This is a genomic window from Streptomyces sp. NBC_00525 (assembly GCF_036346595.1).
In the GTDB taxonomy this organism is placed as follows: domain Bacteria; phylum Actinomycetota; class Actinomycetes; order Streptomycetales; family Streptomycetaceae; genus Streptomyces.
In genome coordinates this window covers 4300074-4324854 of sequence record NZ_CP107834.1, presented here as the reverse complement: position 1 = coordinate 4324854, position 24781 = coordinate 4300074, and the positions used below count along the sequence as shown (strand labels likewise).

25 protein-coding genes are annotated in these 24781 nt (G+C 72.9%); 11 read left to right on the top strand and 14 right to left on the bottom strand.

From position 1 onward, the window contains the following. The first annotated feature begins 18 nt into the window (after positions 1 to 18). Both OG710_RS19435 and OG710_RS19430 read left to right on the top strand, forming a co-directional pair. Positions 19 to 492 carry a hypothetical protein gene (locus OG710_RS19435; protein WP_111337870.1) on the top strand — a complete coding sequence of 158 codons (474 nt, stop codon included), beginning with the start codon at positions 19 to 21 and terminating at the stop codon, positions 490 to 492. A 149-nt stretch (positions 493 to 641) separates the two neighbouring features. Continuing rightward, positions 642 to 3833, top strand: coding sequence for an ATP-binding protein (locus OG710_RS19430; RefSeq protein ID WP_330240453.1), 3192 nt, complete (start codon positions 642 to 644; stop codon positions 3831 to 3833). Positions 3834 to 3903: 70 nt separating this feature from the next. Here the strand turns inward: OG710_RS19430 and OG710_RS19425 are convergent, their stop codons facing one another. Both OG710_RS19425 and mca read right to left on the bottom strand, forming a co-directional pair. Next, positions 3904 to 4134, bottom strand: a complete 231-nt coding sequence (locus OG710_RS19425; RefSeq protein ID WP_111337869.1) for a hypothetical protein — start codon at positions 4132 to 4134, stop codon at positions 3904 to 3906. Position 4135: 1 nt separating this feature from the next. Further along, entirely contained in the window at positions 4136 to 5017 is an 882-nt protein-coding gene (gene mca, locus OG710_RS19420) for a mycothiol conjugate amidase Mca (protein ID WP_330240452.1), read from the bottom strand. 97 nt (positions 5018 to 5114) lie between these two features. Here mca and OG710_RS19415 point away from each other — a divergent pair, with 97 nt between their 5' ends. Together OG710_RS19415 and greA are read left to right on the top strand one after the other, a co-directional pair. Then, positions 5115 to 5531 carry a DUF4307 domain-containing protein gene (locus tag OG710_RS19415; protein WP_330240451.1) on the top strand — a complete coding sequence of 139 codons (417 nt, stop codon included), beginning with the start codon at positions 5115 to 5117 and terminating at the stop codon, positions 5529 to 5531. A 183-nt stretch (positions 5532 to 5714) separates the two neighbouring features. Continuing rightward, entirely contained in the window at positions 5715 to 6212 is a 498-nt protein-coding gene (greA, locus tag OG710_RS19410) for a transcription elongation factor GreA (RefSeq protein ID WP_330240450.1), read from the top strand. 62 nt (positions 6213 to 6274) lie between these two features. On the opposite strand, the gene OG710_RS19405 is transcribed toward greA, so the two are convergent. The 3 genes from OG710_RS19405 to ilvA all read right to left on the bottom strand — a co-directional run bounded on the left by OG710_RS19405 (position 6275) and on the right by ilvA (position 9464). Beyond that, positions 6275 to 7126 (bottom strand): ABC transporter permease, encoded by an 852-nt coding sequence (locus OG710_RS19405; RefSeq protein WP_330240449.1) that lies wholly within the window; start codon positions 7124 to 7126, stop codon positions 6275 to 6277. Further along, on the bottom strand, positions 7123 to 8130 hold the full coding sequence (locus tag OG710_RS19400; protein WP_330240448.1) for an ATP-binding cassette domain-containing protein: 1008 nt from the start codon (positions 8128 to 8130) through the stop codon (positions 7123 to 7125). The genes OG710_RS19405 and OG710_RS19400 overlap by 4 nt, the downstream gene beginning before the upstream one ends. A 104-nt stretch (positions 8131 to 8234) precedes the next feature. Then, positions 8235 to 9464 carry a threonine ammonia-lyase gene (gene ilvA, locus OG710_RS19395; RefSeq protein ID WP_111337852.1) on the bottom strand — a complete coding sequence of 410 codons (1230 nt, stop codon included), beginning with the start codon at positions 9462 to 9464 and terminating at the stop codon, positions 8235 to 8237. Positions 9465 to 9619: 155 nt separating this feature from the next. Between ilvA and OG710_RS19390 the strand changes: the two genes are divergently transcribed. From OG710_RS19390 to OG710_RS19380, 3 genes are read left to right on the top strand one after another with little or no spacing between them, the layout of a single operon-like run. Further along, positions 9620 to 10150, top strand: coding sequence for a MarR family winged helix-turn-helix transcriptional regulator (locus OG710_RS19390; protein ID WP_330240447.1), 531 nt, complete (start codon positions 9620 to 9622; stop codon positions 10148 to 10150). A gap of 57 nt (positions 10151 to 10207) precedes the next feature. Beyond that, on the top strand, positions 10208 to 10702 hold the full coding sequence (locus OG710_RS19385) for a sigma factor-like helix-turn-helix DNA-binding protein (RefSeq protein WP_330240446.1): 495 nt from the start codon (positions 10208 to 10210) through the stop codon (positions 10700 to 10702). Beyond that, positions 10699 to 10944: a hypothetical protein gene (locus OG710_RS19380; RefSeq protein WP_111339514.1), complete on the top strand. Its 246-nt coding sequence runs from the start codon at positions 10699 to 10701 to the stop codon at positions 10942 to 10944. Before OG710_RS19385 ends, OG710_RS19380 begins: the two co-directional genes overlap by 4 nt. Positions 10945 to 10977: 33 nt before the next feature. On the opposite strand, the gene OG710_RS19375 is transcribed toward OG710_RS19380, so the two are convergent. Further along, positions 10978 to 12123 (bottom strand): cystathionine gamma-synthase, encoded by a 1146-nt coding sequence (locus tag OG710_RS19375; protein WP_330240445.1) that lies wholly within the window; start codon positions 12121 to 12123, stop codon positions 10978 to 10980. Between the two features lie 65 nt (positions 12124 to 12188). Here OG710_RS19375 and OG710_RS19370 point away from each other — a divergent pair, with 65 nt between their 5' ends. The 3 genes from OG710_RS19370 to msrA all read left to right on the top strand — a co-directional run bounded on the left by OG710_RS19370 (position 12189) and on the right by msrA (position 14282). After that, positions 12189 to 13295 (top strand): hypothetical protein, encoded by a 1107-nt coding sequence (locus OG710_RS19370; RefSeq protein WP_330240444.1) that lies wholly within the window; start codon positions 12189 to 12191, stop codon positions 13293 to 13295. A gap of 126 nt (positions 13296 to 13421) precedes the next feature. Further along, positions 13422 to 13544, top strand: a complete 123-nt coding sequence (locus OG710_RS19365; RefSeq protein WP_330240443.1) for a hypothetical protein — start codon at positions 13422 to 13424, stop codon at positions 13542 to 13544. 72 nt (positions 13545 to 13616) lie between these two features. Continuing rightward, entirely contained in the window at positions 13617 to 14282 is a 666-nt protein-coding gene (gene msrA / locus OG710_RS19360) for a peptide-methionine (S)-S-oxide reductase MsrA (RefSeq protein WP_330240442.1), read from the top strand. Between the two features lie 81 nt (positions 14283 to 14363). Here msrA and gdhA read toward each other — a convergent pair whose 3' ends face one another. From gdhA to OG710_RS19345, 3 genes are all read right to left on the bottom strand, one after another. Next, positions 14364 to 15743, bottom strand: coding sequence for an NADP-specific glutamate dehydrogenase (gdhA, locus tag OG710_RS19355; protein ID WP_111337846.1), 1380 nt, complete (start codon positions 15741 to 15743; stop codon positions 14364 to 14366). Positions 15744 to 16103: 360 nt separating this feature from the next. Then, positions 16104 to 16466, bottom strand: a complete 363-nt coding sequence (locus tag OG710_RS19350; protein ID WP_330240441.1) for a DUF1330 domain-containing protein — start codon at positions 16464 to 16466, stop codon at positions 16104 to 16106. 202 nt (positions 16467 to 16668) lie between these two features. Continuing rightward, on the bottom strand, positions 16669 to 17943 hold the full coding sequence (locus OG710_RS19345; RefSeq protein ID WP_330240440.1) for a L,D-transpeptidase: 1275 nt from the start codon (positions 17941 to 17943) through the stop codon (positions 16669 to 16671). 392 nt (positions 17944 to 18335) lie between these two features. On the opposite strand from OG710_RS19345, the gene OG710_RS19340 reads away from it, so the two are divergent. Continuing rightward, positions 18336 to 18623, top strand: coding sequence for a hypothetical protein (locus OG710_RS19340; RefSeq protein ID WP_330240439.1), 288 nt, complete (start codon positions 18336 to 18338; stop codon positions 18621 to 18623). A gap of 3 nt (positions 18624 to 18626) precedes the next feature. Here OG710_RS19340 and hutH read toward each other — a convergent pair whose 3' ends face one another. The 5 genes from hutH to OG710_RS19315 all read right to left on the bottom strand — a co-directional run bounded on the left by hutH (position 18627) and on the right by OG710_RS19315 (position 24694). Continuing rightward, the gene (gene hutH, locus OG710_RS19335; protein ID WP_330240438.1) at positions 18627 to 20213 is read right to left on the bottom strand and encodes a histidine ammonia-lyase; all 1587 of its coding nucleotides are present in this window, start codon (positions 20211 to 20213) and stop codon (positions 18627 to 18629) included. Positions 20214 to 20295: 82 nt separating this feature from the next. Next, on the bottom strand, positions 20296 to 21459 hold the full coding sequence (locus OG710_RS19330; protein WP_330240437.1) for a GGDEF domain-containing protein: 1164 nt from the start codon (positions 21457 to 21459) through the stop codon (positions 20296 to 20298). Positions 21460 to 21544: 85 nt separating this feature from the next. Further along, on the bottom strand, positions 21545 to 22357 hold the full coding sequence (locus tag OG710_RS19325; protein WP_330240436.1) for an enoyl-CoA hydratase/isomerase family protein: 813 nt from the start codon (positions 22355 to 22357) through the stop codon (positions 21545 to 21547). A gap of 142 nt (positions 22358 to 22499) precedes the next feature. Continuing rightward, entirely contained in the window at positions 22500 to 23681 is a 1182-nt protein-coding gene (locus OG710_RS19320) for an adenylate/guanylate cyclase domain-containing protein (protein ID WP_330240435.1), read from the bottom strand. A gap of 149 nt (positions 23682 to 23830) precedes the next feature. Then, positions 23831 to 24694: a biotin--[acetyl-CoA-carboxylase] ligase gene (locus OG710_RS19315; protein ID WP_330240434.1), complete on the bottom strand. Its 864-nt coding sequence runs from the start codon at positions 24692 to 24694 to the stop codon at positions 23831 to 23833. Positions 24695 to 24781 lie beyond the last annotated feature (87 nt).

Here is a 24781-nt window from a genome sequence, read left to right as displayed (position 1 = left end):
GACACACAGGAGCGAACCATGCGAAAGCTGGGCATGTCCATTGCCGCACTCGGTCTGGCCGCCGCCGGACTCGTCGTCCCCGCCACGGCCGCGCAGGCATCCGCGCAGTCGTCCGCGTCGGCCGCGGCCTCCAACCACTGCAACGACATCTGGCCGGGCCGCAACGGCAACATGTACGCCTACGACTCCACCTACTGCTACAACAAGCTGGGCAGCGCCGCCGGCAACGACGCCAACTGGGACACGGCGGGCGGCGGCTTCGAGAACGACAGCGACAAGGCGTCGTCCGTGATGAACGCCGGCTACACCGGCGACCTCGACGTCGTGAAGTTCTTCTGGCTGCAGAACTACGAGGGCGGCTACAACTGCCTGGCACCGGGCGAGTTCTTCGTGGACGACCTGTCCCGGAACACGTTCAGCAACGGCTACACCATGAACAACAACATCCGGTCGCACAAGTGGGTCAACGACTGCTCCCGCTGGATGCACTGACCCAACACCCCTGCGGCCCACCGACGTTCGCGCCGGTGGGCCGCGCCCGTTCCCTCGCGCCGCAGCTCCGTACGAAGGACACTGGTACCTCGCGGCGGACCGGGGAACGCGGGCCGGGGCCGTGACACCGGAGCCGGAGGGGGACGCGGATGCGGATACGGGACAGTCACCGGGCGGATGCCGAACGGCTGCTGGCACGGGCCGTGGAGGAGGAGGCGCGGCGCGCCGGCGGCCGTACGGACGCGGCGCTGCTGCTGACCCGTGCGCGGGCCTCCCTCGACTCGATCGCGGCCGGCGCGGAGGAGGAGTACACCGCGTACGTGCGGGCGCTCGACGCCTCGGCGGAGGGCCGGCGGCTGCGCCGGGAGAGCCTGGTGACGCCGTTACTGGTCACCGGGGTCGCCGCCGTCGCGGCCTTCGGCGCCGATGTGGCGCTCGGCACGGAGTCCGGGCTCGCGCTCGGCGCGGGGGCGGTCGTCGCCGTGGCGGGCGCCACCACGACCGCCGCCAGGGCCACCACCCGGCAGCGCCCGTCCGCCCGGCCCGCCGAGGACGCGCCCGGCCGGCCCGAGCAGTTGCGGCTCCAGTGGCTGACGGCTCTGGACGTGCGGGGCATACGGCCGTTCCTGGACCGGCAGCGGATGCTCGCCGCCACCACGCGCACCCCGGCGAAGAAGGCCGCCAAGGCCCGTAACGCGCAGCTGCGCGGGGGCGACCGCAGCGCCGCCGCCCGGACGCGCGCGCTGCTCGACCAGTCGTTCGGGCACCTGCCGGCGGCGGAGGGCCTGTTCGCGGGGCGGCGGGCCGAACTGGCCCGGATCGGCCAGTGGGTGCAGGCGGCCCGCGCGGCCACGGAGACGAAGCCGACCGTGGTCGTGCTGCACGGCCCGCCGGGCTCCGGGCGCACCACGCTGGCCGTGCGGGCGGCGCACGAGCTGAAGGACCAGTTCCGGGGCGCGTGCGTGGTGGATCTGCGCGGCGGCACCGAGGGCGGGACGCCGCTGTCGACGCGGGACGCGCTGCTGCATCTGCTGAACCGGCTGGGCGCCCCGCGCGAGCAGCTGCTGTTCCGGGACAGCGCGTCCGACGAGCAGCAGCTGCGCCGGCTCGGCGAGCTGTACCACCGGCATCTGACCGGCACCCCGGTGACCGTGGTCCTGGACGACGCGCGGGACGCGGAGCAGGTCGCGGCCCTGGTCCCGGAGCGCTCCGACAGCCTGGTCCTGGTCACCGCCCGCGAACCGCTCGACCTGCCCGGCTCGCTGCCGGCCCGGGTGCACCGGCTGGAGGTGGGAGCGCTCGATCCGGCCGGAGCGGAGGAGCTGCTGCGCGCGGTGTCGCAGGAGGCGGAGCCGGGCCCGTACGACCGGCCGGCGAGCGAGGCGATCACGGAGCTGTGCGGCGGGCTGCCGCTGGCGCTGCGGATCGCCGGTTCCTCGCTGGGGGCGCGTACGGCGGGCACGCTGGCCGCCGATCTCGCCGCGTACGGGCCGGTGGAGCCGGTGGAGCGGGCGCTGTGGCTGCGCTACACCGACCAGTCCGAGCAGGCCGGGCGGCTGCTGCGGCGGCTGGCGCTGGCCGGGCGGGCGAGCCTGGGCGCGGCGGCGGCCGCCGCGCTGCTGGCCACCGACGAGCAGGAGGCGGGGCGGCTGCTGACGGCTCTGGCCGGGGCGGGGCTCATCGATCATGTGCGCGGCTCCCGCTACCGGCTGCACGACCTGGTACGCGGCTTCGCGCTGGCCCGGCTGCGCGACGAGGAGGACCCGGCGGAGCGGGCGGCGGCGCAGGAACGGCTGATCGCGAACTACGCGGATCTGGCCGGTGCGGTGATCCGGATGGTGGACGGGAAGATGTCCACCCGCGCCGGGCAGTTCGGCTCGCACGGCTTCGGCTCCCTGGACGCGGCCCTGCGCTGGCTGGACGAGGAGTCGAGCTTCATCACCTCCGCGCTGCGCCATGCCGAGGGCGTGGACCAGGGGGCGGTGCTGGCGCTGCTGGGCGCGCTGTGCGACTACTGCCTGCTGCGCGGCGACCTGTACCGGCTGGGCGAGATCAGCGAGCTGACGCAGGCGGTCGACCAGGGGCTGCTGGAGCGTTCGGTGCGGTGGCGTACGGGGATCGCGGCCCGGCAGCTCGGCGAGCTGGACAAGGCCCGGACCACGCTGTCGTCCGTCGTGGGGCTGTACCGGGAGGCGCACAACGACTCGGGTACGGCGCTGGCGCTGTGCTCGCTGGGGATCACCCTGCACCACCAGGGCGACCTCACGGAGGCGGCGGCCCGGCTGCGCGAGGCGATGGGGCTCCAGTCGGCGGCCGGGCAGGACGCGGACCGGGCCTGGTCGGCGCACGCGCTGGCGGCCGTGGAGCGGGACCGGGGCAACCTGGCCGAAGCGGTGGCGCTGCTGGACACCGCGCTCGTCCTGCACCGCGAGGGCGAGTCGCTGCACGGGGAGGCGTGGACGTGGTTCCAGCTGGGCCAGGTCCGGCTGCGCCTGGGCGACCGGGAGCCGGCCGAGGCCGCCCTGCGCACCGCCCTCGACCTGTACGGGCGCACGCACGACGAGCGCGGCACGGCGTGGGCGACGACGCAGCTGGCGCGGGCCCTGCTGCTGGCGGGCGAGGCGGGCCCGGCGGTGGAGCGGCTGACCGGGGCGCTGGCCCGCCACCGCGACAACGAGGACGCGCGCGGCGAGGCGTGGACGCTCTACTACCTGGGGCAGGCGCTGGAGGAGTCCGGGGACACCGTGGACGCGGTGCGGCAGCTGGAGCGGGCCCGGACGATGTTCTCCCGGATGCGGGACGTCTACGGGCTGGCGTGCGCCCGGCAGCACTCGGGGCGCGTCAGCCGCGACCAGCGGGCCGCGCAGACGGGCAACCTGCGCAATTCCGGGTTCGCCCGGCAGCTGCTGGTGGACGCGCGGGCGGACTTCCGGCGGATCGGGGTCGCCCATGGCGAGGCGTGGACCTGCCTGGACCTCGCGCTCATCGACGCGGGCAACCAGCGGGCGCGGCAGGCCCTGGAGCTGTGCGGCGAGGCGGCCGGGCTGTTCGAGTCGTACGGGGACGCGCGGGGCGCGGACTGGGCGCGCTTCCTGCGCTGCACGCTGCTGCCGTACGCCTCGCCCGGTGGGGTCGAGGTGGGCACGGTGGTGGCGCAGCAGGAGCTGGCGGAGCTGCGGGCGGCGGCGCATCCGGCCAGGGACCCCAAGGTGAACGACTGCGCGGACGCCTACGGGGTGGTCCTGGAGCGCGGGGTGGACCTGGAGTCGGACTGGCAGGCGTGGGCGCTGGGGCTGCTGCCGTCCCGCCGGACGCGGGAGATCATGGGCGTCACGGTCTGAGGCCGGGTTGCCGGGACGGCCCTGCGGGCGGGGCGCGCCGAAGCGCCCCGCCCCCGTGCGCCTCTCCGGGCTACTTCTGCTTCGCGGACACCGGCGCGGCCGGCTCGGCCGGCGCCGGCTCCTGCGGCGCCTCCTCGAAGTCGACCCGCCCCATGTGCCGGTTCATCGACTTCATGAGCAGCCACACGCCCACGGCGAGGACCGCGAAGACGATGAAGCCGAGGACCCCGGGGGTCACCTTGTTCTTGTCGAGTTCCTCGGCGAGCGGGACGAGGTTCGTCAGTGCCTGAGTCGCGTACATATCAGGCATTGTCGCGGATGCCCGCGAAGAGGTCGCTCTCGGGGAGGGAGGTATCGACGAGAGACTTCGCCAGTTCGTACTCCTCGGTGGGCCAGACCTCCCGCTGGATGTCCATCGGGACGCGGAACCAGCCGCCGTCCGGGTCGATCTGCGTGGCGTGTGCGATCAGCGCCTTGTCGCGGATCTCGAAGAACTCCGCGCACGGGATGTGCGTGGTCAGCGTGCGCTCGGCGCGGCCGAACTCCTTCCAGCGCTCCAGCCACTCCCCGTAGGGGGACTCCATGCCGCGGGCGAGCAGCGCCTCGTGCAGCGCGACCGTGCGCGGCCGGTTGAAGCCCTGGTTGTAGTAGAGCTTCTGCGGCGTCCAGGCGGGCCCGAACTCCGCCTCGGGGAACTTCTCGGTGTCCGCCGCGCCCTCGAAGGCGATCATCGAGATGGTGTGGGTCATGATGTGGTCGGGGTGCGGGTAGCCCCCGTTCTCGTCGTACGTGGTGATGACCTGCGGCCGGAAGGCGCGGATCTTGGCGACGAGGCGGCCGGCCGCGACGGTCTCGTCCTCCAGGGCGAAGCACCCCTCGGGCAGCGGCGGCAGCGGGTCGCCCTCGGGCAGGCCGGAGTCGACGAAGCCGAGCCACTCCTGCGCGACGCCCAGGATCTCGCGGGCTTCGTCCATCTCCTTGCGGCGCACCTCGTGGATGTTCTCCTCGATGTAGGCGTCGCCCTGGAGTTTCGGGTTGAGGATGGAGCCGCGCTCGCCTCCCGTGCAGGTCACGACCAGCACGTCCACCCCCTCGGACACATACTTGGCCATGGTGGCCGCGCCCTTGCTCGACTCGTCGTCGGGGTGAGCGTGTACGGCCATCAGTCGAAGCTGCTCAGTCAAGACTCGATCCTCAGTCACTGGTCGCGTTGTGCAACTTCTATAGTGACCGAATCGGGGGGTGGAAAATTCCTCGATCCCCGGCACGGGAGGAACGATCATGACGGCGGTGCGCGAGGCGCTTCCCGAGAACCGCTACGGCCGCTCCGCGGACCAGCGCGCGGACCGCAGGCTCAAGGTCATCGGTGCGGTGCTGGGCGCCGTGCTGCTGGGCGTGATCGGCTGGATCGGCTACGGCTATGTGGCCGGTAAGGGCCTGAGCGCCGAGGTGATCAAGTTCAAGGTGGTCTCGGACGAGAAGGTCGAGATCCATCTGGAGGTCCGCAAGGACGCCGGCACCAAGGGCTACTGCTCGCTGCGCGCGCAGCGCGAGGACGGTGCGGACGTGGCCCGCAAGGACTTCCGCTTCGACGGGGACTCCTCCCGCGTCGACGAGATCCTGACCCTGCGCACGACGTCCCGGGCGACCGCGGTCGAGCTGCTGGGCTGCTCGGAGGACGGCGGGGCGTCGCGTTGACCGCAGCGCGCCCGTCGTAACCTCAGTTGACAGGCTCTGACCTGCGTTTTCTTCGGTCGTGACTTTAACCTTCTCCCCCTTTTCCCGGTGAATTGTTAGGCTCGTGGTTTCGCCCACCCGTGAGCGCGCATGCTTGCGGGTAGGGCGTTGCTTTGTATTCCCAGTACCGACGAGGAGCACCCTGTGACTCAGACCAGCGAAAACGTCACCTGGCTCACGCAGGAGGCGTACAACCAGCTCAAGGCCGAGCTGGAGTACCTGTCTGGTCCCGCGCGCACGGAGATCGCCGTCAAGATCGCGGCGGCCCGTGAGGAGGGGGACCTGCGCGAGAACGGCGGGTACCACGCGGCCAAGGAGGAGCAGGGCAAGATGGAGCTCCGGGTGCGCCAGCTGACCCAGCTCCTGGAGCACGCGAAGGTCGGCGAGGCGCCGGCCGACGACGGCGTGGTCGAGCCCGGCATGGTTGTGACGATCGCCTTCGACGGCGATGACGACGACACGACGACCTTCCTCCTGGCCTCGCGCGAGTACGCCAGCGGCGACATCGAGACCTACTCGCCGCAGTCGCCGCTCGGCATGGGCGTGAACGGCAAGAAGATGGGCGAGAGCGCCGAGTACGAGCTGCCGAACGGCAAGACCGCCACGGTGAAGATCCTGTCGGCGAAGCCGTACACCGGCTGACCGCCCGCACCGTACGCACGACGGAGCCCCGGCCGCCTTCGCGGCCGGGGCTCCGTCGTGTCTCAGGCCGCCGAGCGGTACTTGCGTACGGCGAGGGTCCGGAAGACGACGAGGATGACCACGGACCACACGATCGAGGCGATGATCGGGTGCTGCATGGGCCAGGCGTCCGGGGTGACGAAGCCGGGCGGCAGGTTGCCGAACAGGACCCGGCACGCCTGCACGGTGGCGCTGAACGGGTTCCACTCGGCGATGTAGCGCAGGAACGTCGGCATCTGGTTGGCGTCCACGAAGGCGTTCGAGATGAACGTCAGCGGGAAGAGCCAGATCAGCCCGCCGGAGGTGGCCGCCTCCGGGGTGCGGACGGAGAGGCCGATCAGCGCGCCGATCCAGGAGAACGCGTAGCCGAGCAGGAGCAGCAGCAGGAAGCCGAGGAGCACCTTGGCGAGGTTCTCGTGGGTGCGCCAGCCGACGATGAGCGCGACCCCGGCGAGGACGACGAGCGTGAGCGCGGTCTGTACGAGGTCGGCGAGGGTGCGTCCGGTGAGGACGGCGCCGCGTGCCATCGGCAGGGACCGGAACCGGTCGATGAGCCCCTTGTGCATGTCGTCGGCGATGCCCGCCCCGGCGCCGGCCGTGGCGAAGGTCACGGTCTGGGCGAAGATGCCGGCCATCAGGAACTCGCGGTACGCCTGCGGCGAGATCGTGCCGCCGACCTTGATCGAGCCGCCGAACACGTAGGTGAACAGCACCACGAACATGATCGGCTGGATGAGCCCGAAGATGACCATTTCGGGGATGCGGGTCATGCGGATGAGATTGCGCTGGGCGATGACCAGCGAGTCGCGTACGGACTGGCCGATGGAACCGCCGGAGCGGGCGGGGGCCGCGCTCGTCTCGGTGAGGGCGCTCACTTCTGTGCCTCCGTCCGGGCACCGGCGCGCTCGCCGTCGCCGTTGTCGTCGTCGCTCTTGTCCTGTTCGGCGGCGTGCCCGGTGAGGGAGATGAACACGTCGTCGAGGGTGGGGCGGCGCAGCCCGATGTCGTCGATCTCCACGCCGCGCGCGTCCAGGTCGCGGATGACCTCGGCGAGGAGCTTGGCGCCGCCGTCGACCGGGACCGTCAGCTTGCGCATGTGCGGGAGGACGGCGGTCTCGCCCTTGCCGACGCGGGCCAGGACCGCGCGGGCCGGTTCGATCTGGTCGGGGTGGTGCACGACGACCTCGACGCGCTCGCCGCCGGTGCGGGCCTTGAGCTGGTCGGAGGTGCCCCGGGCGATGACCCGGCCGTGGTCGATGACGCAGATGTCGTGGGCGAGGTGGTCCGCCTCCTCCAGGTACTGCGTGGTCAGCAGCAGCGTCGTGCCGCCGGCGACCAGTTCCTCGATGACCTCCCAGAGCTGCTGGCGGTTGCGCGGGTCGAGGCCGGTCGTCGGCTCGTCCATGAACATGACCGGCGGGGAGACGACGAGCGCCGCCGCGAGGTCGAGGCGGCGCCGCATGCCGCCGGAGTACGTCTTGGCGGGCCGGTCCGCCGCGTCGGCCAGGTTGAACCGGTCCAGCAGCTCGCCCGCCCGCGCCTTCGCCGCGCGCCCGCTCATCTGGTAGAGCTGGCCGACCATCCGCAGGTTCTCGCGGCCGGTGAGGTATTCGTCGACGGCGGCGAACTGGCCGGACAGCCCGATGGAGCGCCGCACCTCGTTGGGCCGCTTCAGCACGTCGATCCCGGCGACGGAGGCGCTGCCGCTGTCGGGCCGCAGCAGGGTCGTCAGGACGCGTACGGCGGTCGTCTTGCCGGCCCCGTTGGGGCCGAGGAGTCCGAGGACGGTGCCTTCCGGCACGTCGAGGTCGACGCCGCCCAGGGCTCGCACGTCTCCGAAGGTCTTGACGAGCCCTTCGGCATGGATGGCGCCTGGCATATGGGATTCCCCCAGTGCGTTCGGTTGGCTACCTCTCAGACCCCAGATCCTAGGTTTCCCGGTGGTGCGATGCCCGGTAAAACACACAAGCCGACCGCACGCGTTCAGCCCATCACCCGGTACCCGGCGTCCCGCAGCGCCGCCTTCACGTCCTCGCAGTGCTCGGGGCCCTTGGTCTCCAGGTGCAGCTCCACCTCCGCCTCGGTGAGGCCGAGCCGGGGTTCGGTACGGGCGTGGCCGACGTCCAGGACGTTGGCGTCGGCCACCGACAGCACGCCCAGCAGCGTGGCGAGCGCGCCGGGCCGGTCCGTGAGGCGCAGCCGCAGGCTGAGGTAGCGGCCGGCCGCCGCCATGCCGTGGGTGAGGATGCGCTGCATCAGCAGCGGGTCCACATTGCCGCCGGAGAGCAGCGCGACGACGGGTCCGTGGAACGCCTTCGGGTCCGCGAGCAGGGCGGCGACCGGGCTGGCCCCGGCGGGTTCGACGACCATCTTGGCCCGCTCCAGGCAGAGCAGCAGGGCGCTGGAGAGCTGGTCCTCGGAGACCGTGCGGACCTCGTCCACCAGGTCCCGGACCAGGCCGAACGGCACGTCGCCGGGGCGGCCGACCTTGATGCCGTCCGCCATGGTCTGGAGGGAGCCGATGGATACGGGGCGGTCGGCCGCCAGCGAGGGCGGGTAGCAGGCGGCGCCGGCCGCCTGCACGCCGACGATCCGCACATCGGGCCGGACCGCCTTGACCGCGACGGCGATCCCGGCCGCGAGCCCGCCGCCGCCGACCCCGACGACGATGGTGCGGACCTCGGGGCACTGGTCCAGGATCTCCAGGCCGACGGTGCCCTGTCCGGCGATGATGTCGGCGTGGTCGAAGGGGTGGATGAACACGGCCCCGGTCTCGCGCGCGTACTCCTGGGCGGCGGCCAGGGTCTCGTCCACGACGGTGCCGTGCAGGCGCACCCGCGCCCCGTACTCGCGGGTGGCGGCGACCTTCGGCAGCGGCGCCCCGACCGGCATGAAGACCGTGGCGCGTACGCCCAGGAGCGCGGAGGCGAGCGCGACGCCCTGCGCGTGGTTCCCGGCGCTCGCGGCGACGACGCCCGCGGCGCGTTCGACCGGGGTGAGCCCGGAGATGCGTACGTAGGCGCCGCGCAGTTTGAACGAGCCCGTCCGCTGGAGGTTCTCGCACTTGAACAGGACGGGCGCGCCCACCAGACCGGACAGATGACGGCTGCCCTCCAGCGGCGTGACCCTGGAGACCCCGGAGAGCATCTTCTGCGCACCCCGTACGTCGTCGAGGATCACCGGGGGAAAGCTGCCGGGCGACGGGAAGTTCATACCGTAAGTCTTGCAGCTCCCGGGGGCCCCGGCCGCCGCTCGACCGGGCGCCCTGCGCCGATGTCCGCAGGTTTGTGCAGCACTGGTACACGTTGCCCCGTGGCCGCGTACTCTGTCCCCCACCCATCCGTCACATACGAAGAGAGCCCCCGGCCATGCCCCCACAGGACATGACGACTGTCTCGTCTCCTTCCCGGGGCGCCGCCCCGGAAAATCCGGGTCCCGAGCACGTCCTCGACACACTCCAGCACCAGGTGGCGGTCTTCGCCCGCCGCGCCGAGCAGACCCGGCTCGGCGGGGTGGGCCAGGTGCGCAACTCCATGGACCGGGCGGCGTATCTGCTGCTGAACCGGCTGGACCTGGAAGGGCCGATGGGCGTCAAGGCGCTGGCGGCCGGGATGGGGATCGACTCCTCGACGGTGACCCGGCAGGTGGCGCCGCTGGTGGACACCGGTCTGGTGAAGCGGACTTCGCATCCGGAGGACGGCCGGGCGGTCGTGCTCCAGCTCTCGCCGCGCGGCCAGGCCCGGCTCGACGAGGTCCGCAGTTCGCGGCGGGAGTTGATGTCGCAGGTGACGGACGGCTGGAGCGAGGAGGAACGGGACACCTTCTGCGCGCTGCTCACCCGGTTCAACGGCGCGCTGGCCGCCCGTCAGGCGGCGCACCAGACGACGCAGGCGGGCTGAAGGGCCGCCGGGCGCCCGGGGGTTGACCGGGAGCCCGGCGCGCGTTCGGATGAGCGGGTGCGGGAGTTCCAGGCGGGCCGGGAGCGGAGCCGCGCCCACGGCTTCGATGCGTTCGTCGCGGGCGCGGCCGGCCGTCTGCTGCACACGGCCACGTTGCTGACGGCCGAACCGGCGGACGGGCCGGGCGCCAATCCGCGTGCCCGGCGCCTGCTGACGGCCTCGCTGGCCCGGACGTTCGCCGACTGGGAGCGGCTGCGCGGCGAGGACCCGTACAACCGCACCCGGCAGGATCTGGCGGCCCGGTTCGCCCGTGAGGCGTGGCGCCACCACCGCCCGCGCGGCGGCCTGCTGGACCGGCTGACCCCGCAGGAGCGCCTCGTCCTGGTGCTGCGGCTGTACGAGGGGGTGCCGGAGGAGCAGACGGCGGCCCTGCTCGGGCTCGGGCGGGACCGGGTGCGCGCCGTCTGCAACCGCTCGGTGGCCACGATGTGCGGCACCCGGAACCCGGCCCCGCGCCGGGGGGCCGACCGGCTCCCGGGGGCCGCGCCGTGAGCGGCGCCGGGCGCCGCGAGGAACAGGTGCGGCGGATGCTGGAGGGCCCGCGTCCGCAGGTGCCCGCCGAGCTGGCGGCGCGGGCGGCCCGGCGGGGCGGCCGGCTGCTGCGGCGCCGGAGGCTGCTGCGCCGGCTGGGTCTGCTGCTGCTGGTCGCCGGGGTGGCGGCGTTCACGGTGTGGGCGCTGGTGGCCCGGCCGTGGGAGGCGCCGCCCGCGACGACGACGCCGGCGGGCTGGTGAAGGGGCCGGCCCGGACCGGCCCCTCCGGGTGGCTCAGCCGAGCGCCTGGGTGAGGTCGGCGAGCAGGTCGTCCGCGTTCTCGATGCCCACGGAGAGGCGGACCAGGTCGGCCGGGACCTCCAGCGGGGAGCCGGCCGCCGAGGCGTGCGTCATGCGGCCGGGGTGCTCCAGGAGCGATTCGACGCCGCCCAGGGACTCGCCCAGGGTGAACAGCTTCGCCCGGTTGCAGACCTCGACGGCCGCCTGCTCGCCGCCCTCGACGCGGAAGGACACCATGCCGCCGAAGGCGCGCATCTGCTTGGCCGCGATCTCGTGGCCCCGGTGCTCGGGCAGGCCGGGGTAGAGGACCTGGGTGACCTTGGGGTGCCGGGTCAGCAGCTCGGCGACCTTGGTGGCGTTCTCGCTGTGGCGGTCCATGCGGACGGCGAGCGTTTTGATGCCGCGCAGCACCAGCCAGGCGTCGAAGGGCCCGGCGACCGCGCCCATGGCGTTCTGGTGGAACACCAGCTCGTCGGCCAGGTCCTGGTCGCCGGTGATCAGCGCGCCGCCGACGACGTCGGAGTGGCCACCCATGTACTTGGTGGTGGAGTGCACCACGACGTCGGCGCCGAGGGCCAGGGGCTGCTGGAGGTAGGGGCTGGCGAAGGTGTTGTCGACGACGAGGCGGACCCCCGCGGTGCGGGCGACCTGGGCGACGGCCTCGATGTCGGTGATGCCGAGCAGCGGGTTGGACGGGGTCTCCACCCAGACCGCCTTGGTGCGCGGGGTGATCGCGGCCCGGACCGCCGCCACGTCGGAGGTGTCGGCGACGGAGAACTCGACGCCCCAGCGGGCCGCGACCTTCGAGAACAGCCGGAAGGTGCCGCCGTAGGCGTCGTTCGGGATGACCACGTGGTCGCCGGGGGTCAGCAGCGTACGGAGCAGGCAGTCCTCGGCGGCGAGGCCGGAGGCGAAGGCGAGTCCGCGCCGGCCGCCCTCCAGGGCGGCGAGGTTCTCCTCCAGGGCGGTACGGGTCGGGTTGGCGCTGCGGCTGTACTCGTAGCCGCCGCGCAGCCCGCCCACGCCGTCCTGCTTGTACGTGGACACCTGGTAGATGGGCGGAACAACCGCGCCGGTGAGGGGGTCTGCGGTGTTCCCCGCGTGGATCGCACGGGTTTCGAAGCTGTGCTGGTCGCTCATGGAGCGAGCGTAGTTCCTCACGAGGGGGCTGACGGTCCACCCTGCCGTCCGGGGACAATGGGGGTATGGAGATTCTGTTGTTCCTGCTCGCGCTGTGCCTGCTGGCCGCCGTCCTCGGCCCCTATGTGATGCGCCGGCGCGGGGGCGGCATCCGGCTGGCCGCGCCCGGCTCGCCCGACGCCGCCGATCCGCAGGACTACGGCTTCGCGCGCCAGGAGGAGCTGGACGTGCGGACGCCGGGCCCGGACCGGGACCTGATCGACGTGCTGGAGGTCGTGCAGGGGACGCAGGAGTGGCGGGCCGCGTCCCAGCTGCTGGCCGGGACGCCGAAGGAGGGCGAGCTGCGCTGGCAGCGGGTGCAGGCGTTCGCCGGGGCGGCGTCGCTGGAGCTGCTGGCGCGGCCGGGCGCCGGCGGGGCGTGGCTGCGCAAGTGGCGGGCCGAGGCGCCGAAGGACGCGGGCGCGGCGGCGGTGCACGCGGAGTTCCTGGTGCAGCAGGCGTGGCGCTCGTCCACGGCTGGTACGGACGACTTCCGGATTCTCCTGGAGGAGGCCCGTACGGTGATCGGCGAGGCGGCCCTGCTGTCGCCCGGCGACCCGGTGCCGTACATCACGGAGCTGGCGGTGGCCCGCGGACTGGGCTACCGGGCCGAGGAGTTCGACCGGCTCTGGGCGAAGATCATCGACCGGGCGCCGGCGCACATGGGCGCGCACATCGCGGCGCTGCACTTCTGGAGCGAGCGGTGGCACGGTTCGCGCGAGGACGCGGACCACTTCGCGACGGCCGCCGCGGCCCGCGCCCCGCAGGGTTCGCTGCTGGCCGCGCTGCCGCTGTTCGCGGTCTACGAGCATCTGCCCGAGGTCAATCTGGTGCGCGGCTTCTACGAGAGCCAGGTGGTGACACGGGCCGTGGAGGGCGCGATGTTCGCGGTGCACGCGGCGCGGCCGGACGACCCGATGCTGGCGCAGGTGCGCCATCTGCTGGTGCTGTTCCTGGTGCGGATGGAGCGCTGGGCGGAGGCGGTGCACCAGGTGGTGCACATCGACGGCTATGTGGGCGCGCTGCCGTGGACGGCGAGCGAGGACCCGGCCGCCGAGTACACGGTGTACCGGGCGCTGGCGGTCGCGGGCTACGAGGCGAACGGCGGCAGCCCGGCGACGCTGCCGCGCTAGGGGGTGTCCGGCGGCCGGGGGCCCTCCCGGATCGGCGGCGTCTGTGCGACGGTGGAGCCCCGCCCCGCACTCCCCTCGTCCCGCACCTTCCCCCGTCCCGCACTCCACAGCAAGGACAGATGCACCGTGGCACGCCTGATACCGCTGGTTCTGATCGGCCTCGGCCTCTACTTCTGGTTCAAGGCCCGCAAGCGCGCCGCCGCCTACGTGGACGCCGCCGAGCGGGGCGAGGACGCGCCCGGCCGCTGACCGGCCGGGCCGGAATCCGCGGGGGCTGCGGCGTGTTGTACGGACAGCACGCCGACCCAGGAGGAGCCCCGCATGTTCTCGTACCGCCGCACCCCGCAGCTCCCCACCCGGGAGGAGGCCCTGCGCGGCCGTCCCGTCCCCGAGTTCACCGTGCCGTCCCGGCACACCGTGCTCGGCAACCCGCTGCTCGGCCCGTACCCGCAGGGGCTGGAGGTCGCGGACTTCGCGCTGGGCTGTTTCTGGGGCGCCGAGCGCAAGTTCTGGCAGACGGACGGCGTCTGGACGACGCTCGCCGGCTACCAGGGCGGCTACACGGAGAATCCCGCGTACGAGGAGGTCTGCTCGGGCCTGACCGGGCACACGGAGGCGGTCCGGGTCGTCTTCGACCCGTCCGTCGTCTCGTACGGCGAGCTGCTGAAGCTGTTCTGGGAGTCGCACGACCCGACCCAGGGCTTCCGCCAGGGCAACGACGTCGGTACGCAGTACCGTTCCGCCCTCTACACCCACTCCGCCGGCCAGGCGGCGGCCGCCGCGGCCTCCCGCGAGGCGTACCAGCGGGTGCTCACGGCCGCCGGGCACGGCGAGATCACCACGGAGATCCTGCCGGCCGAGGGGCGTACGTTCTGGCCCGCCGAGCCGGGCCACCAGCAGTACCTGGACAAGAACCCGGCCGGCTACTGCGGCATCGGCGGCACGGGCGTGTCCTGCCCGGTGGGCGTGGCCCGCGCGGAGGGCTGAGGTTCCAAGACCTCGTGGCGCCATGAACGCGGAACGGCCGGGAGAGGCGTCTCCCGGCCGTTCGGTGCGTCGTGGGACGGGTCAGATCAGGCCCTGGGCCAGCATCGCGTCCGCGACCAGCTCGAAGCCGGCGATGTTGGCGCCGACGACGTAGTTGCCGGGGCTGCCGTACTTCTCCGCGGTGGTGAAGCAGGAGTTGTGGATGTGGCGCATGATCTCCGCCAGGCGCTGCTCGGTGTGGGCGAAGGTCCACGAGTCGCGCGAGGCGTTCTGCTGCATCTCCAGGGCGCTGGTGGCCACGCCGCCCGCGTTGGCCGCCTTGCCGGGCGCGAAGGCCACTCCGGCGTCCTGGAAGACGCGGACGGCCTCGGGGGTGGTGGGCATGTTGGCGCCCTCGGCGACGGCCTTGACGCCGTTGCGCACCAGGGTGAGCGCGTCGGCCTCGTGCAGCTCGTTCTGGGTGGCGCAGGGCAGCGCCACATCCACGGGGACGTTCCAGACGCCGGCGCCCTCGACGTACTTCACGTGGGCGCCGCGCCGCTCGGCGTACTCGGAGATGCGGCCGCGGCGCTGCTCCTTGATCTCCTTGAGCAGGTCGAGGTCGATGCCCTTGTCGTCGACGACGTAGCCGCCGGAGTCAGAGGCGGTGACGACGGTCGCGCCGAGCTGCTGGGCCTTCTCGATGGCGTAGATCGCCACGTTGCCGGAGCCGGAGACGGCGATGCGCTGGCCGTCGAGGGACTCGCCGCGGCTGCGGAGCATCTCCTCGGTGAACATGACGCAGCCGTAGCCGGTCGCCTCGGTGCGGACGAGGGCGCCGCCCCAGCCGAGGCCCTTGCCGGTGAGGACGCCGGACTCGTAGCGGTTGGTGATCCGCTTGTACTGGCCGAAGAGATAGCCGATCTCGCGGCCGCCGACCCCGATGTCACCGGCGGGGACGTCGGTGTACTCGCCGAGGTGGCGGTGCAGCTCGGTCATGAAGGACTGGCAGAACCGCATGATCTCGGCGTCCGAGCGGCCCTTCGGGTCGAAGTCCGCGCCGCCCTTGCCGCCGCCGATGGGCATGCCGGTGAGGGCGTTCTTGAAGATCTGCTCGAAGCCGAGGAACTTCACGATGCCGAGGTTGACCGAGGGGTGGAAGCGCAGCCCGCCCTTGTAGGGGCCGAGCGAGCTGGAGAACTCGACGCGGAAGCCGCGGTTGACGTGGATGTCGCCCGAGTCGTCCGCCCACGGCACCCGGAAGATGAGCTGGCGCTCCGGCTCGCATATGCGCTCGATGATCCGGGCGTCCACGAACTCCGGCCGCTGGGCCAGCACCGGGCCGAGGGTCTCCAGGACCTCCCGGACCGCCTGGTGGAACTCCTTCTCGCCCTGGTTGCGGCGGAGGATCTCGGCGTACAGCGGCTCGATGATGCGGTGCTCGGCGGTGTGGGAGGTGGCGGAGTCAGGGGTGACCGACATCTGATCAAGACCTTCCATGGGTCGTCTCATACGCGGGGCGCCCCCGTCCCGAGGGGCGCCAGGTCCCCCCTCCCCATTGAGGGCGTCGCCGGAACATCGCGCTTACCGTCTCGCGACTGCGGCGTACAGGACCGTCGTGGCGTATCGATTCTCCCAGTGGGTCGGCCCTCCGGCCCCTGCCATCCACATGGTGATCCCGGGTGTGGACGCCTCCGACCCGGCCAACGGCCTTGTGCGAGGCCGTATCCGGGCATGATTGGCCGGGTTGGTGCCCTGCCGGCGAACCCCCCGAAGTGGTGAACCTCACAGTCACCCGGCCTCGACTGTGAGGCCCCGGACGGCGGTGAGCGCCCCCGCGCGCTACTCCACCGGGGTGACCCCGGCCGCCGCCGCCCGCAGCGCGGCGGCCGTCGCGGAGGGGTCGTAGTCCGGCGCCACGCCCTCGACGAGCACCACGTCACCGGCCATGTTCCGGGTCCGCAGCGGGATCAGCTCCTGGTAGGCCGGCGAGGCGTACCAGGCACGCGCCTCGGTCATGCCGGGGAAGCGGAGGACGACGACCGCGCCGGGCCACTCGCCCTCGATCACCTCGACCGGGCTGTTGTGGACGAGGAACCGGCCGCCGTAGGGGTCCATGGTCGGCTGGATGCGGTCGATGTAGTCGATGACCTCGTCGTCGGGGCGGCCCTGGGGGTACAGATGCGCGATGGCGTAGGCGGTCATGGTGTGCCCTCCGGTTCGTACGGCGGTCCGTTCGGCTGATGGGTTCCATGCTGCCGGGGGGCGCCGGGGGCGTCGATTACCCGTGAGGTCATGGCCGGGGCGGCGGTGGGCGGGGCGTGCGTGTACGCCGAAGGCGGCGGCACCGGTCGTGGTGCCGCCGCCTTCGGCGTACGGGGTGGGGGGGGCGCGGCGCGCCGGCCGGTCAGGCGGCGGAGCCCGCCGTCCACTCGGCCCAGCTCATGTTCCAGCCGTTGAGGCCGTTGGAGGGCTGGATCGTCTTGTCCGGGGAGTTCTTGACGATGACGACGTCGCCGATCAGGGAGTTGTTGTAGAACCAGGCGGCGGGCTGGTTGGCGTCACCGGCGCCCTTGACGTCGGCGAGGCCCACGCAGCCGTGGCTGGTGTTGGCCTTGCCGAAGATGCCCTTGCCCCAGTAGTTGCCGTGGATGAAGGTGCCCGACGTGGACAGCCGCATGGCGTGCGGCACGTCCTTGATGTCGTACTCGCCCTTGCCGTCGTCGTCCGTGAAGCCGACGGTGGCGCCGTTCATCCGGGTCTCCTTGTACTTCTCGGAGATCACCATCTGGCCGTTGTACGTGGGGTTCTCGGGCGAGCCCGCGGAGATCGGGATCGTCTTGACGGTCTTGCCGTCGCGGGTGACGGTCATCATGTGGGTCTTGGCGTCCACCGTGGAGACCTGGTTGCGGCCGACCTTGAAGGTGACCGTCTTCTGCTGGACGCCGTAGACGCCGTCCGCGCCCTCGACGCCGTCCAGGGACAGCTTCAGCGTGACCGTGGAGCCGGCCTGCCAGTACTCCTGGGGGCGCAGGTCGAGGCGCTGGGAGTTGAACCAGTGGCCGACGACTTCCTGGCCGCTGCTGGAGGTCACCTGGATGCCGTTCTGGACGGCCTTGGTGTCGGTGATCGGCTTGTTGAAGTTGATCGAGACCGGCATGCCGACGCCGACCGTGGAGCCGTCCTCGGGGGTGAAGTTCCCGATGAAGCTGTTGGCGGGCGAGACGGTGGTGAAGGAGGAGTTCTCGTGCGCCTCGCGGTTCTTGGCGTCCTTGGCCGTGGCGCTGATCCGGTACGTGGTCGAGCGCTCCAGCTGGCCGTCGGGCTGCCAGCTGGTGCCGTCGGCGGCCATGGTGCCCTTGACGCTCTTCCCGTCCTTGGTGGTCATGAGGACGGACGTCAGCTTGCCCTTGGTGACGGTGACCTTGGCGGCGTTGTTGATGCTCGCGTTGGTCGCGCCGTTCTTGGGCGAGATGGCTATCTGTGCCTCGGAGGTCTCCTCGGCCGCCGCCTTGTCCACGTCGGCCGCCCGGGACTTCGAGCTCGCGGGACTGGGACCGCCCGTGTCGCCGCTGCCGCCGTCGTCGTTACAGGCCGAGAGCACCAGTACGCCGCCGAGCAGTGCGGACGCGGCCACCAGGCCCTTGCGCCGCTTGCTGTCCCTCATCACACGCTTCTCCATCGTTGCCGAATTCCCCGAAAACCCCGGACAAGGCCGCCCAGCGGCGAATCCCCGTCAATGTTCCAAGAACCCCTTGTACGGGATTCCCGTTCCACGTGCGTCGAATGTGTGGGGAACACCACTCATCGACGCCGTACCGGGGGCGGTGGTTCCCGCGTCCGCGGCAGGGATCGGCGCCGGTCCGCGCTCCGGCCCACCGGGGGCGGCGGGGCCGTTTTCCCGCAGCTCCGGCCCGCCGTTCGGCGGCACCGCAGCCGTCGGCCTCCCTCCCATTGTGCGGGACGCCCGGCCGGCTTCCCGAACGCTCCCTCCACGCCTTCCGCGCGCCCCCCGGTACTCACTAGCATCGGCGGCGATCCGTATTCCCGGTCGACGCAAGGGGGACCGATTCCGTGGCCATCGCCCGCCGCCCGCTCCTGACCGCCATCACCGCCGGGGCGCTGCTGTGCGCCCTGTGGTTCGTCCCCTCGGCCAACGCCTCGGACGATACGGGCGCCGCCTCCGGCGCGGCCGGCAGTGCCGCGGCGAGCGGTGACGTCCCGGGGTCCGCCGCGCTCGCCGAGACGGGCGGGGGCCCGGACTCCACGCCGTATCTCCTCGGCGGCACGGCCTTCCTGGGCATGGGTGCCGGCCTGGTGGCGTACTCCGCGCGCCGGACGGGCCCGCGCCCCGTCCTGTGACGGTCAGGCCAGCGGACCGGTGACCGGCTCCACGGCGGCGATCAGCCCGCCCGCCCGTACGAAGGCGTCGGCGGCGGCCAGGTCCGGCGCCAGGAAGCGGTCCGGTCCGGGGCCCTCCACGCCCGCCGCGCGCAGCGCCTCGATGGCGGCGCGGGTGGCCGGGGCCGGGGTGAGGCCCTGCTGGGCGCGCAGCTCGACGGCGCGGGTGGCGGCATACAGCTCGACGGCGACGATCCGGGCGAGGTTGTCCACGGCGGTGCGCAGCTTGCGCGCGGCCGACCAGCCCATGGAGACGTGGTCCTCCTGCATCGCGGAGGACGGGATGGAGTCGGCGGAGGCCGGAACGGCGAGCCGCTTCATCTCGCTGACGAGGGCGGCCTGGGTGTACTGGGCGATCATCAGGCCGGAGTCCACGCCCGCGTCGTCGGCCAGGAAGGGCGGCAGTCCGTGCGAGCGGTTCTTGTCGAGCAGCCGGTCGGTGCGGCGCTCGGTGATCGAGCCGAGGTCGGCGGCGGCGATGGCCAGGAAGTCCAGGACGTACGCGACGGGCGCCCCGTGGAAGTTCCCGTTGGACTCCACCCGCCCTCCCCCACTCTCAACTCCGTTCGAGCGGGAGGTGCCCCCTCGCAGGACCACCGGATTGTCCACGGCGGCGGCCAGCTCGCGGTCGGCGACGGTCGCGGCGTACGCGAGGGTGTCCCGGCCCGCCCCGTTGACCTGCGGTGCGCAGCGCACCGAGTAGGCGTCCTGGACGCGCGGGGCGTCGTCCTGGTGGTGACCGGTGAGCCCCGAGCCCGCGAGGACCCGCAGCATGTTGTCCGCGCTGGCGCCCTGGCCGGGGTGCGGGCGGATGGCGTGCAGCTCGGGCGCGAGGACCCGGTCGGTGCCGAGCAGGGCCTCCAGGCTGAGGGCCGCGGTGATGTCGGCGGAGGTGTAGAGCGCCCGCAGGTCGGCGAGGGCCATGATCAGCATGCCGAGCATGCCGTCGGTGCCGTTGAGGAGCGCCAGGCCCTCCTTCTCGCGCAGCTCGACGGGGGTGATGCCGTGGGCGGCGAGAAGTTCCCCGGCGGGGCGTACGGTGCCGTCCGGGCCCTCCGCGTCGCCCTCGCCCATCAGCGTCAGCGCACAGTGCGACAGGGGCGCCAGGTCGCCGGAGCAGCCGAGCGAGCCGTACTCGTGGACGACGGGCGTGATCCCGGCGTTGAGGACGTCGGCCATGGTCTGCGCGACCTCGGGCCGTACGCCGGTGTGGCCGGAGGCGACCGTCTTCAGCCGCAGGAACATCAGCGCCCGCACGACCTCGCGCTCGACGCGCGGGCCCATGCCGGCGGCGTGCGAGCGGACGATGTTGCGCTGGAGCCGGGCGCGCAGGTCCGGGCTGATGTGGCGGGTGGCCAGGGCGCCGAAACCGGTGGAGACGCCGTAGACCGGCTCGGGCTTGGCGGCGAGCGCGTCCACGATCTCGCGGGCGGCGGCCAGGGCCTCCACCGCGTCGCCGGAGAGCTCGACACGGGCGTTGCCGCGGGCCACGGCGACGACGTCCCGTGCGGTGGTGCCGGACGTCCCCAGCACGACTGTGTGCATATCCATATTCAGCAGCGTACGGACTGAAACCCTTCATGTCACCAGTGGTCGGCGGGTCGGCCCCTTACGCCGGAAGCCGGCCCGGAGGTCATGCCTCGGGGTGGCTGCCGCGCAGTCTGCGGCGGTCGTGCGGGGGCTGCGGCGGCGAGTCGGCGAGCCGGATGACCTCGCCGTCGCGCCCCGCCACCACCGGGCGGGCGGAGCGCGCCGCCTTCGCCCGGTACTGGGCCGCGTCCGCCAGCCGGAACAGCCGCCGGGCCGAGACGTCGGGGCCGATGGGGTCGCCGGTGGACGCCATCCCGCAGGCGACCCCGTTGCCGAGTTCGAGTCCGGCCGCGCGCTCGCACAGTTCGGTGGCGACAGCGACCACCTCGTCCGCCTCCGGTCCGGCGGCCAGCAGGCAGAACTCGTCGCCGCCGAGCCGGGCCGCCAGCGCGCCGGGCAGTATGGCCCCACACCGGGAGAGCACCGAGCCGAATCGTTCCAGCAGCCGGTCGCCGACCGCATGACCGTGGGTGTCGTTGACCCGCTTCAGCCCGTTCAGGTCGCACACCACCAGGCTGACCACCGCGCCGTCCGCCCGGTGCCGCTCCAGCGCCTCGTCCAGCCGCAGGTCCACGGCCCTGCGGTTGGCCAGCCCGGTCAGCGGATCGGTGAACGCGAGCTTGCGGACCTCTTCGAGGCGCTCGGTCTGGGCGAGCCCGGCGGCCACCACGGCGGCCAGCACCGTCGCGAAGTCGGCGTCCGCCCGGTCGAACACCGGCGCGCCCACCGGCCGCGCCACGTACAGCTCGCCCCAGGCCCGCCCGTGCAGCACGATCGGCGCGACCACGCAGCAGCCCCGGCCGCGCCTGCGCAGGGCCGCCACGCGCTGGTGGCAGTAGCCGGGGCCGTACCCGTGCACGCCGCCGTCGCCGGGCTCCGGTCCCGCCGCGGTCTCCACCCAGGCGTCCGGCTCGCCGCCCCCGGCCCACCGCTCGTGCAGGAACTCGGTGATCTCCGGGAACCGGTGGACGGGGTAGACCTCCTCGTCGGGGAACTCCTCCTCGCCGTCGGCCCGCTCGCCCGCGTTGACCAGCACCCTGAGCCTGCCCCGGCCGCGCTCCCAGACCGAGAGCGCGGCGAAGCTGCCGCCCAGCGCCTCGCAGGCCCCCAGGGCCGCCGCTCGCCAGCACCCACGGGGGGTGTGCGCCGCGGCCATCGTCTGCGCCAGCGAAACCACGGCCCGCAGCCGCGCGTCGTCACCACCCATTGCGCCAGTTTAGGGCGGTATGCGTGAAGTGATCACCCGACGACTCCGGAGCGTGATCATTTCCCGGCCTGGCGGGCACCAGGGGTCACTCCCCGGGCCAGTTCGGCTTCCGCTTCTCGTTGAACGCGGCCACGCCCTCCGCCCGGTCCCCGGAGAAGGCCACCGACCGCCATGCGGAGTCCTCGACCTCCAGGCCGGCCCGCAGGTCGAGCCCGTGCCCGAGCCGCAGAGCCCGCTTGGCCGCGCGCAGCCCCACCGGCGAGTTGCCCGCGATCCGGCCGGCCAGGGCGAGCGCCTCGGCCCGGTCCTGGCCGGCCGCCACCAGCTCGTCCACCAGGCCCAGCTCCCGCGCCTCGGCGGCCTCCACCCGGCGGGCGGCGAAGATCAGCTCGGCGGCGCGCGCGGCACCGACCCGGCGGGGCAGCAGCTGGGTACCGCCGCCGCCCGGAATGACGCCGACGGAGACCTCGGGCAGCCCCACCACGGCGGTCGCGTCGGCGACGATCAGATCGCAGGACAGCGCCAGCTCGAAGCCGCCGCCGAGCGCGAAGCCGTGCACCGCGGCGATCGTCGGCATCGGCAGCTCCAGCACCCCGGTGTAGGCGGCGCGCGCGGTGGGCCGCTGGCGTACCAGGTCGGCGTCGGTGAAGGAGTTGCGCTCCTTGAGGTCGGCGCCCACGCAGAAGGCCCGCTCATGGCTGGAGGTCAGCACGGTCACCCGCACGTCCCGGTCGGCGGCGAGCGCGTCGCAGGCGGCGGCGATCGAGCGGGCCATGTCCGTGGACACCGCGTTCATGGCCTTCGGCCGGTCGAGAACCAGCTCGGCGACGTGCTCCAGGCCCTCGTGGACCCGCACGACGACGAACTCCCCGTACCGCTGCTCGGACGTGACGGTCATGCTGCACCCCTGTCGGTTAACGAGCGTTACCGCAGGAATCCTAGGGCTCAGCCCCGAAAGGGTGTCCGAAACGGGTCGGGGACGGGGTCCGGGACGGGTCGGGGACGGGGTCCGGGACGGATCGGGAAACGGCCGGGACGGGTCAGGACGTGCCGCGGCGGGCCAGGAGCCAGGGTTCGACCACGCCGAGGCCGCGCACCGGGCGCTGCCACATCGGCTGGAGCCCGTAGCGGTACTTCGGCACCGGGGTCGGTTCCGCGTCCGGGCCCTCCTTCGCGGCGCGCTCGGCCGCCGCCGCGGCCTCCTCGGCCGCCCGCGCCTCCGAGACCGGGGCGTCCCCGGTACGCGTCAGCTCCTCGGCGAACGCGCCGTCGACCAGGACCGCGTCCTTCGGGGCTATGGAGGTCAGCCGGCTGGCGAGGTTCACCGTGGTGCCGAAGACGTCGCCCATCCGGGTGGTGACCGTGCCGAAGGCGATGCCGACCCGCAGCGCGGGCATGGTCTCGTCGGCGGTCATCGCCTCGATGAGCCGCAGCGCGATCTCGGCCGCGGTGCCCGCGTCGTCGGCGGCGAACAGGACCTCGTCGCCGAGGGTCTTGATCAGCCGGCCGCCGTGCGCGGCGACGAGGTCGGCGCAGGTGGTCTCGAAGGACTCGACCAGCTCGCCGAGCTCCTCCTCCTCCAGCCGGCGGGTGAGCCGGGTGAAGCCGACGAGGTCCGCGAAGCCGACGGCCAGGCGCCGGTCGACCATCTCCTCGTCGTCCGCCGCCTGCACGACCCGGCCGGTGGCCGCGGCGAGCTGGCGCCGCCACACGTACACCAGGAACTCCTCCAGCTCGGGCAGGAGCAGTTCGACCAGCGGGTAGGTGACCTCGGTGCGGGTCATGCCGGGCTCGGGGGGCTCGGTCAGGCCCTCCAGGAAGGAATCGATCTGCCATTCGGCCAGCCGGGCGGTGGTCTGCCCGGTCGAGCGGGCCACCTGGATCGCCATCGGCTCGCTGAGCAGCCCCGCCTCGACCAGGCCGGAGAGCCGCCGCAGGGCCAGCACGTCCGCCTCGGTGAGCGCCTTGGCCTGCCCGATGTCCGCGAAGCCCATGGCCCGCCAGAAGCGGGAGGCCAGGTCCATCGAGACGCCGGCCGTGCGGGCCGCCTGGAAGGGCGTGTACCGCCGGTCGGCGCCCAGGATCAGCTGTTCCAGCCGGATCGCCAGGGGATCGTCGGTCGGTTCGGCCGTGTGGTCGACTTCGTGGTGCGGAGTGGTGTGCACCGAGGGGTCCGACGAATGCTGCGCACCATCGCCGGAGGTCGTGTCGTCGACGGTCACCAGCCGCCTCCTGCCCGTTCCCTGCGCACTGCCCTGCCGATCTGTCCGTCGGTGGATCACCTCAACGATACGGCAGCTGTGCCCTACCTCACGTCCGCACGGGCGGACGGCTACGAAGGTGATCACGTGATCACCTTCGTAACCCCCGCTCAGGTCAGGCCGCCTCCGATGCCCCGCAGGTGCACGATGTCGCCCGCCGAGACCGGCTCGCGCAGCCCGTCCCCGGTGGCCAGGACCAGCCGTCCGTCGCCGTCCACGGCCACCGCCTCGCCGGTGAGCACCCGGTCGCCGGGGAGCTGGGCCCGTACCGCCTTGCCGAGGGTCGCGCAGCCCGCCGCGTACGCCTCCTGCACCCCGCTCGCGCGCGGGTCGCCGTTCGCGTCGCGCCAGCGCCCGTACCAGTGCTCCAGGGAGCGCAGGACGCCGCGCAGCAGCGTCTCGCGGTCGGTGGAGACCGCGCCGGCCAGGGCGAGGGACGCGGCGGTGGGGGCGGGCAGTTCGTCGGCGCGCAGCGAGACGTTGAGGCCGATGCCGATGACGACGCCGTCACCGGCGCGCTCGGCGAGGATGCCGCCGGTCTTGCGCTCCTCGCCCGCCACAGTGACGAGGAGGTCGTTGGGCCACTTCAGCGCCATGTCCACGCCCGCGGCGCGGGCCAGCCCGGTGGCGGCGGCGACGCCGGTGAGCAGCGGCAGCCAGCCCCATCGCTCGGCCGGTACGCCCTTGGGGGTCAGGTACACGGAGAAGAACAGGCCGGAGCGGGCCGGGGCGGTCCAGCTGCGCTCCAGGCGCCCGCGTCCGGCGGTCTGCTCCTCGGCGACGAGGACCGTGCCCTCGGTAAGTCCGGCCGCGCGGGCGGCCAGGTCGGTGTTGGTGGAGCCGGTGGACCCGACCACGTCGAGGGCGGTCCACAGCGAGCCCTCCCGCAGCAGTCCGCGGCGCAGGGCGGGGACGTTGAGGGGTGGCCGGTCCAGGTCCGACCAACGGCTCCGTGGCGCATCCGAAGGTGTCATGCAAGCCACCCTAGGTGTGTCAAACGACGCACTGCCGAACGGTATCCGCGCCGATACGCTACGGCTCAGTAGCTGTTCGTCGGCGGG

Bases quoted from the DNA above. Each gene is read 5' to 3' on its own strand.
- OG710_RS19435 (WP_111337870.1), top strand. From the start codon at position 19: ATGCGAAAGCTGGGCATGTCCATTGCCGCACTCGGTCTGGCCGCCGCC.
- OG710_RS19430 (WP_330240453.1), top strand. From the start codon at position 642: ATGCGGATACGGGACAGTCACCGGGCGGATGCCGAACGGCTGCTGGCA.
- OG710_RS19425 (WP_111337869.1), bottom strand. From the start codon at position 4,134: ATGTACGCGACTCAGGCACTGACGAACCTCGTCCCGCTCGCCGAGGAA.
- OG710_RS19415 (WP_330240451.1), top strand. From the start codon at position 5,115: ATGACGGCGGTGCGCGAGGCGCTTCCCGAGAACCGCTACGGCCGCTCC.
- OG710_RS19400 (WP_330240448.1), bottom strand. From the start codon at position 8,130: ATGCCAGGCGCCATCCATGCCGAAGGGCTCGTCAAGACCTTCGGAGAC.
- ilvA (WP_111337852.1), bottom strand. From the start codon at position 9,464: ATGAACTTCCCGTCGCCCGGCAGCTTTCCCCCGGTGATCCTCGACGAC.
- OG710_RS19390 (WP_330240447.1), top strand. From the start codon at position 9,620: ATGCCCCCACAGGACATGACGACTGTCTCGTCTCCTTCCCGGGGCGCC.
- OG710_RS19375 (WP_330240445.1), bottom strand. From the start codon at position 12,123: ATGAGCGACCAGCACAGCTTCGAAACCCGTGCGATCCACGCGGGGAAC.
- OG710_RS19370 (WP_330240444.1), top strand. From the start codon at position 12,189: ATGGAGATTCTGTTGTTCCTGCTCGCGCTGTGCCTGCTGGCCGCCGTC.
- msrA (WP_330240442.1), top strand. From the start codon at position 13,617: ATGTTCTCGTACCGCCGCACCCCGCAGCTCCCCACCCGGGAGGAGGCC.
- gdhA (WP_111337846.1), bottom strand. From the start codon at position 15,743: ATGTCGGTCACCCCTGACTCCGCCACCTCCCACACCGCCGAGCACCGC.
- OG710_RS19350 (WP_330240441.1), bottom strand. From the start codon at position 16,466: ATGACCGCCTACGCCATCGCGCATCTGTACCCCCAGGGCCGCCCCGAC.
- OG710_RS19345 (WP_330240440.1), bottom strand. From the start codon at position 17,943: ATGGAGAAGCGTGTGATGAGGGACAGCAAGCGGCGCAAGGGCCTGGTG.
- hutH (WP_330240438.1), bottom strand. From the start codon at position 20,213: ATGGATATGCACACAGTCGTGCTGGGGACGTCCGGCACCACCGCACGG.
- OG710_RS19330 (WP_330240437.1), bottom strand. From the start codon at position 21,459: ATGGGTGGTGACGACGCGCGGCTGCGGGCCGTGGTTTCGCTGGCGCAG.
- OG710_RS19325 (WP_330240436.1), bottom strand. From the start codon at position 22,357: ATGACCGTCACGTCCGAGCAGCGGTACGGGGAGTTCGTCGTCGTGCGG.
- OG710_RS19315 (WP_330240434.1), bottom strand. From the start codon at position 24,694: ATGACACCTTCGGATGCGCCACGGAGCCGTTGGTCGGACCTGGACCGG.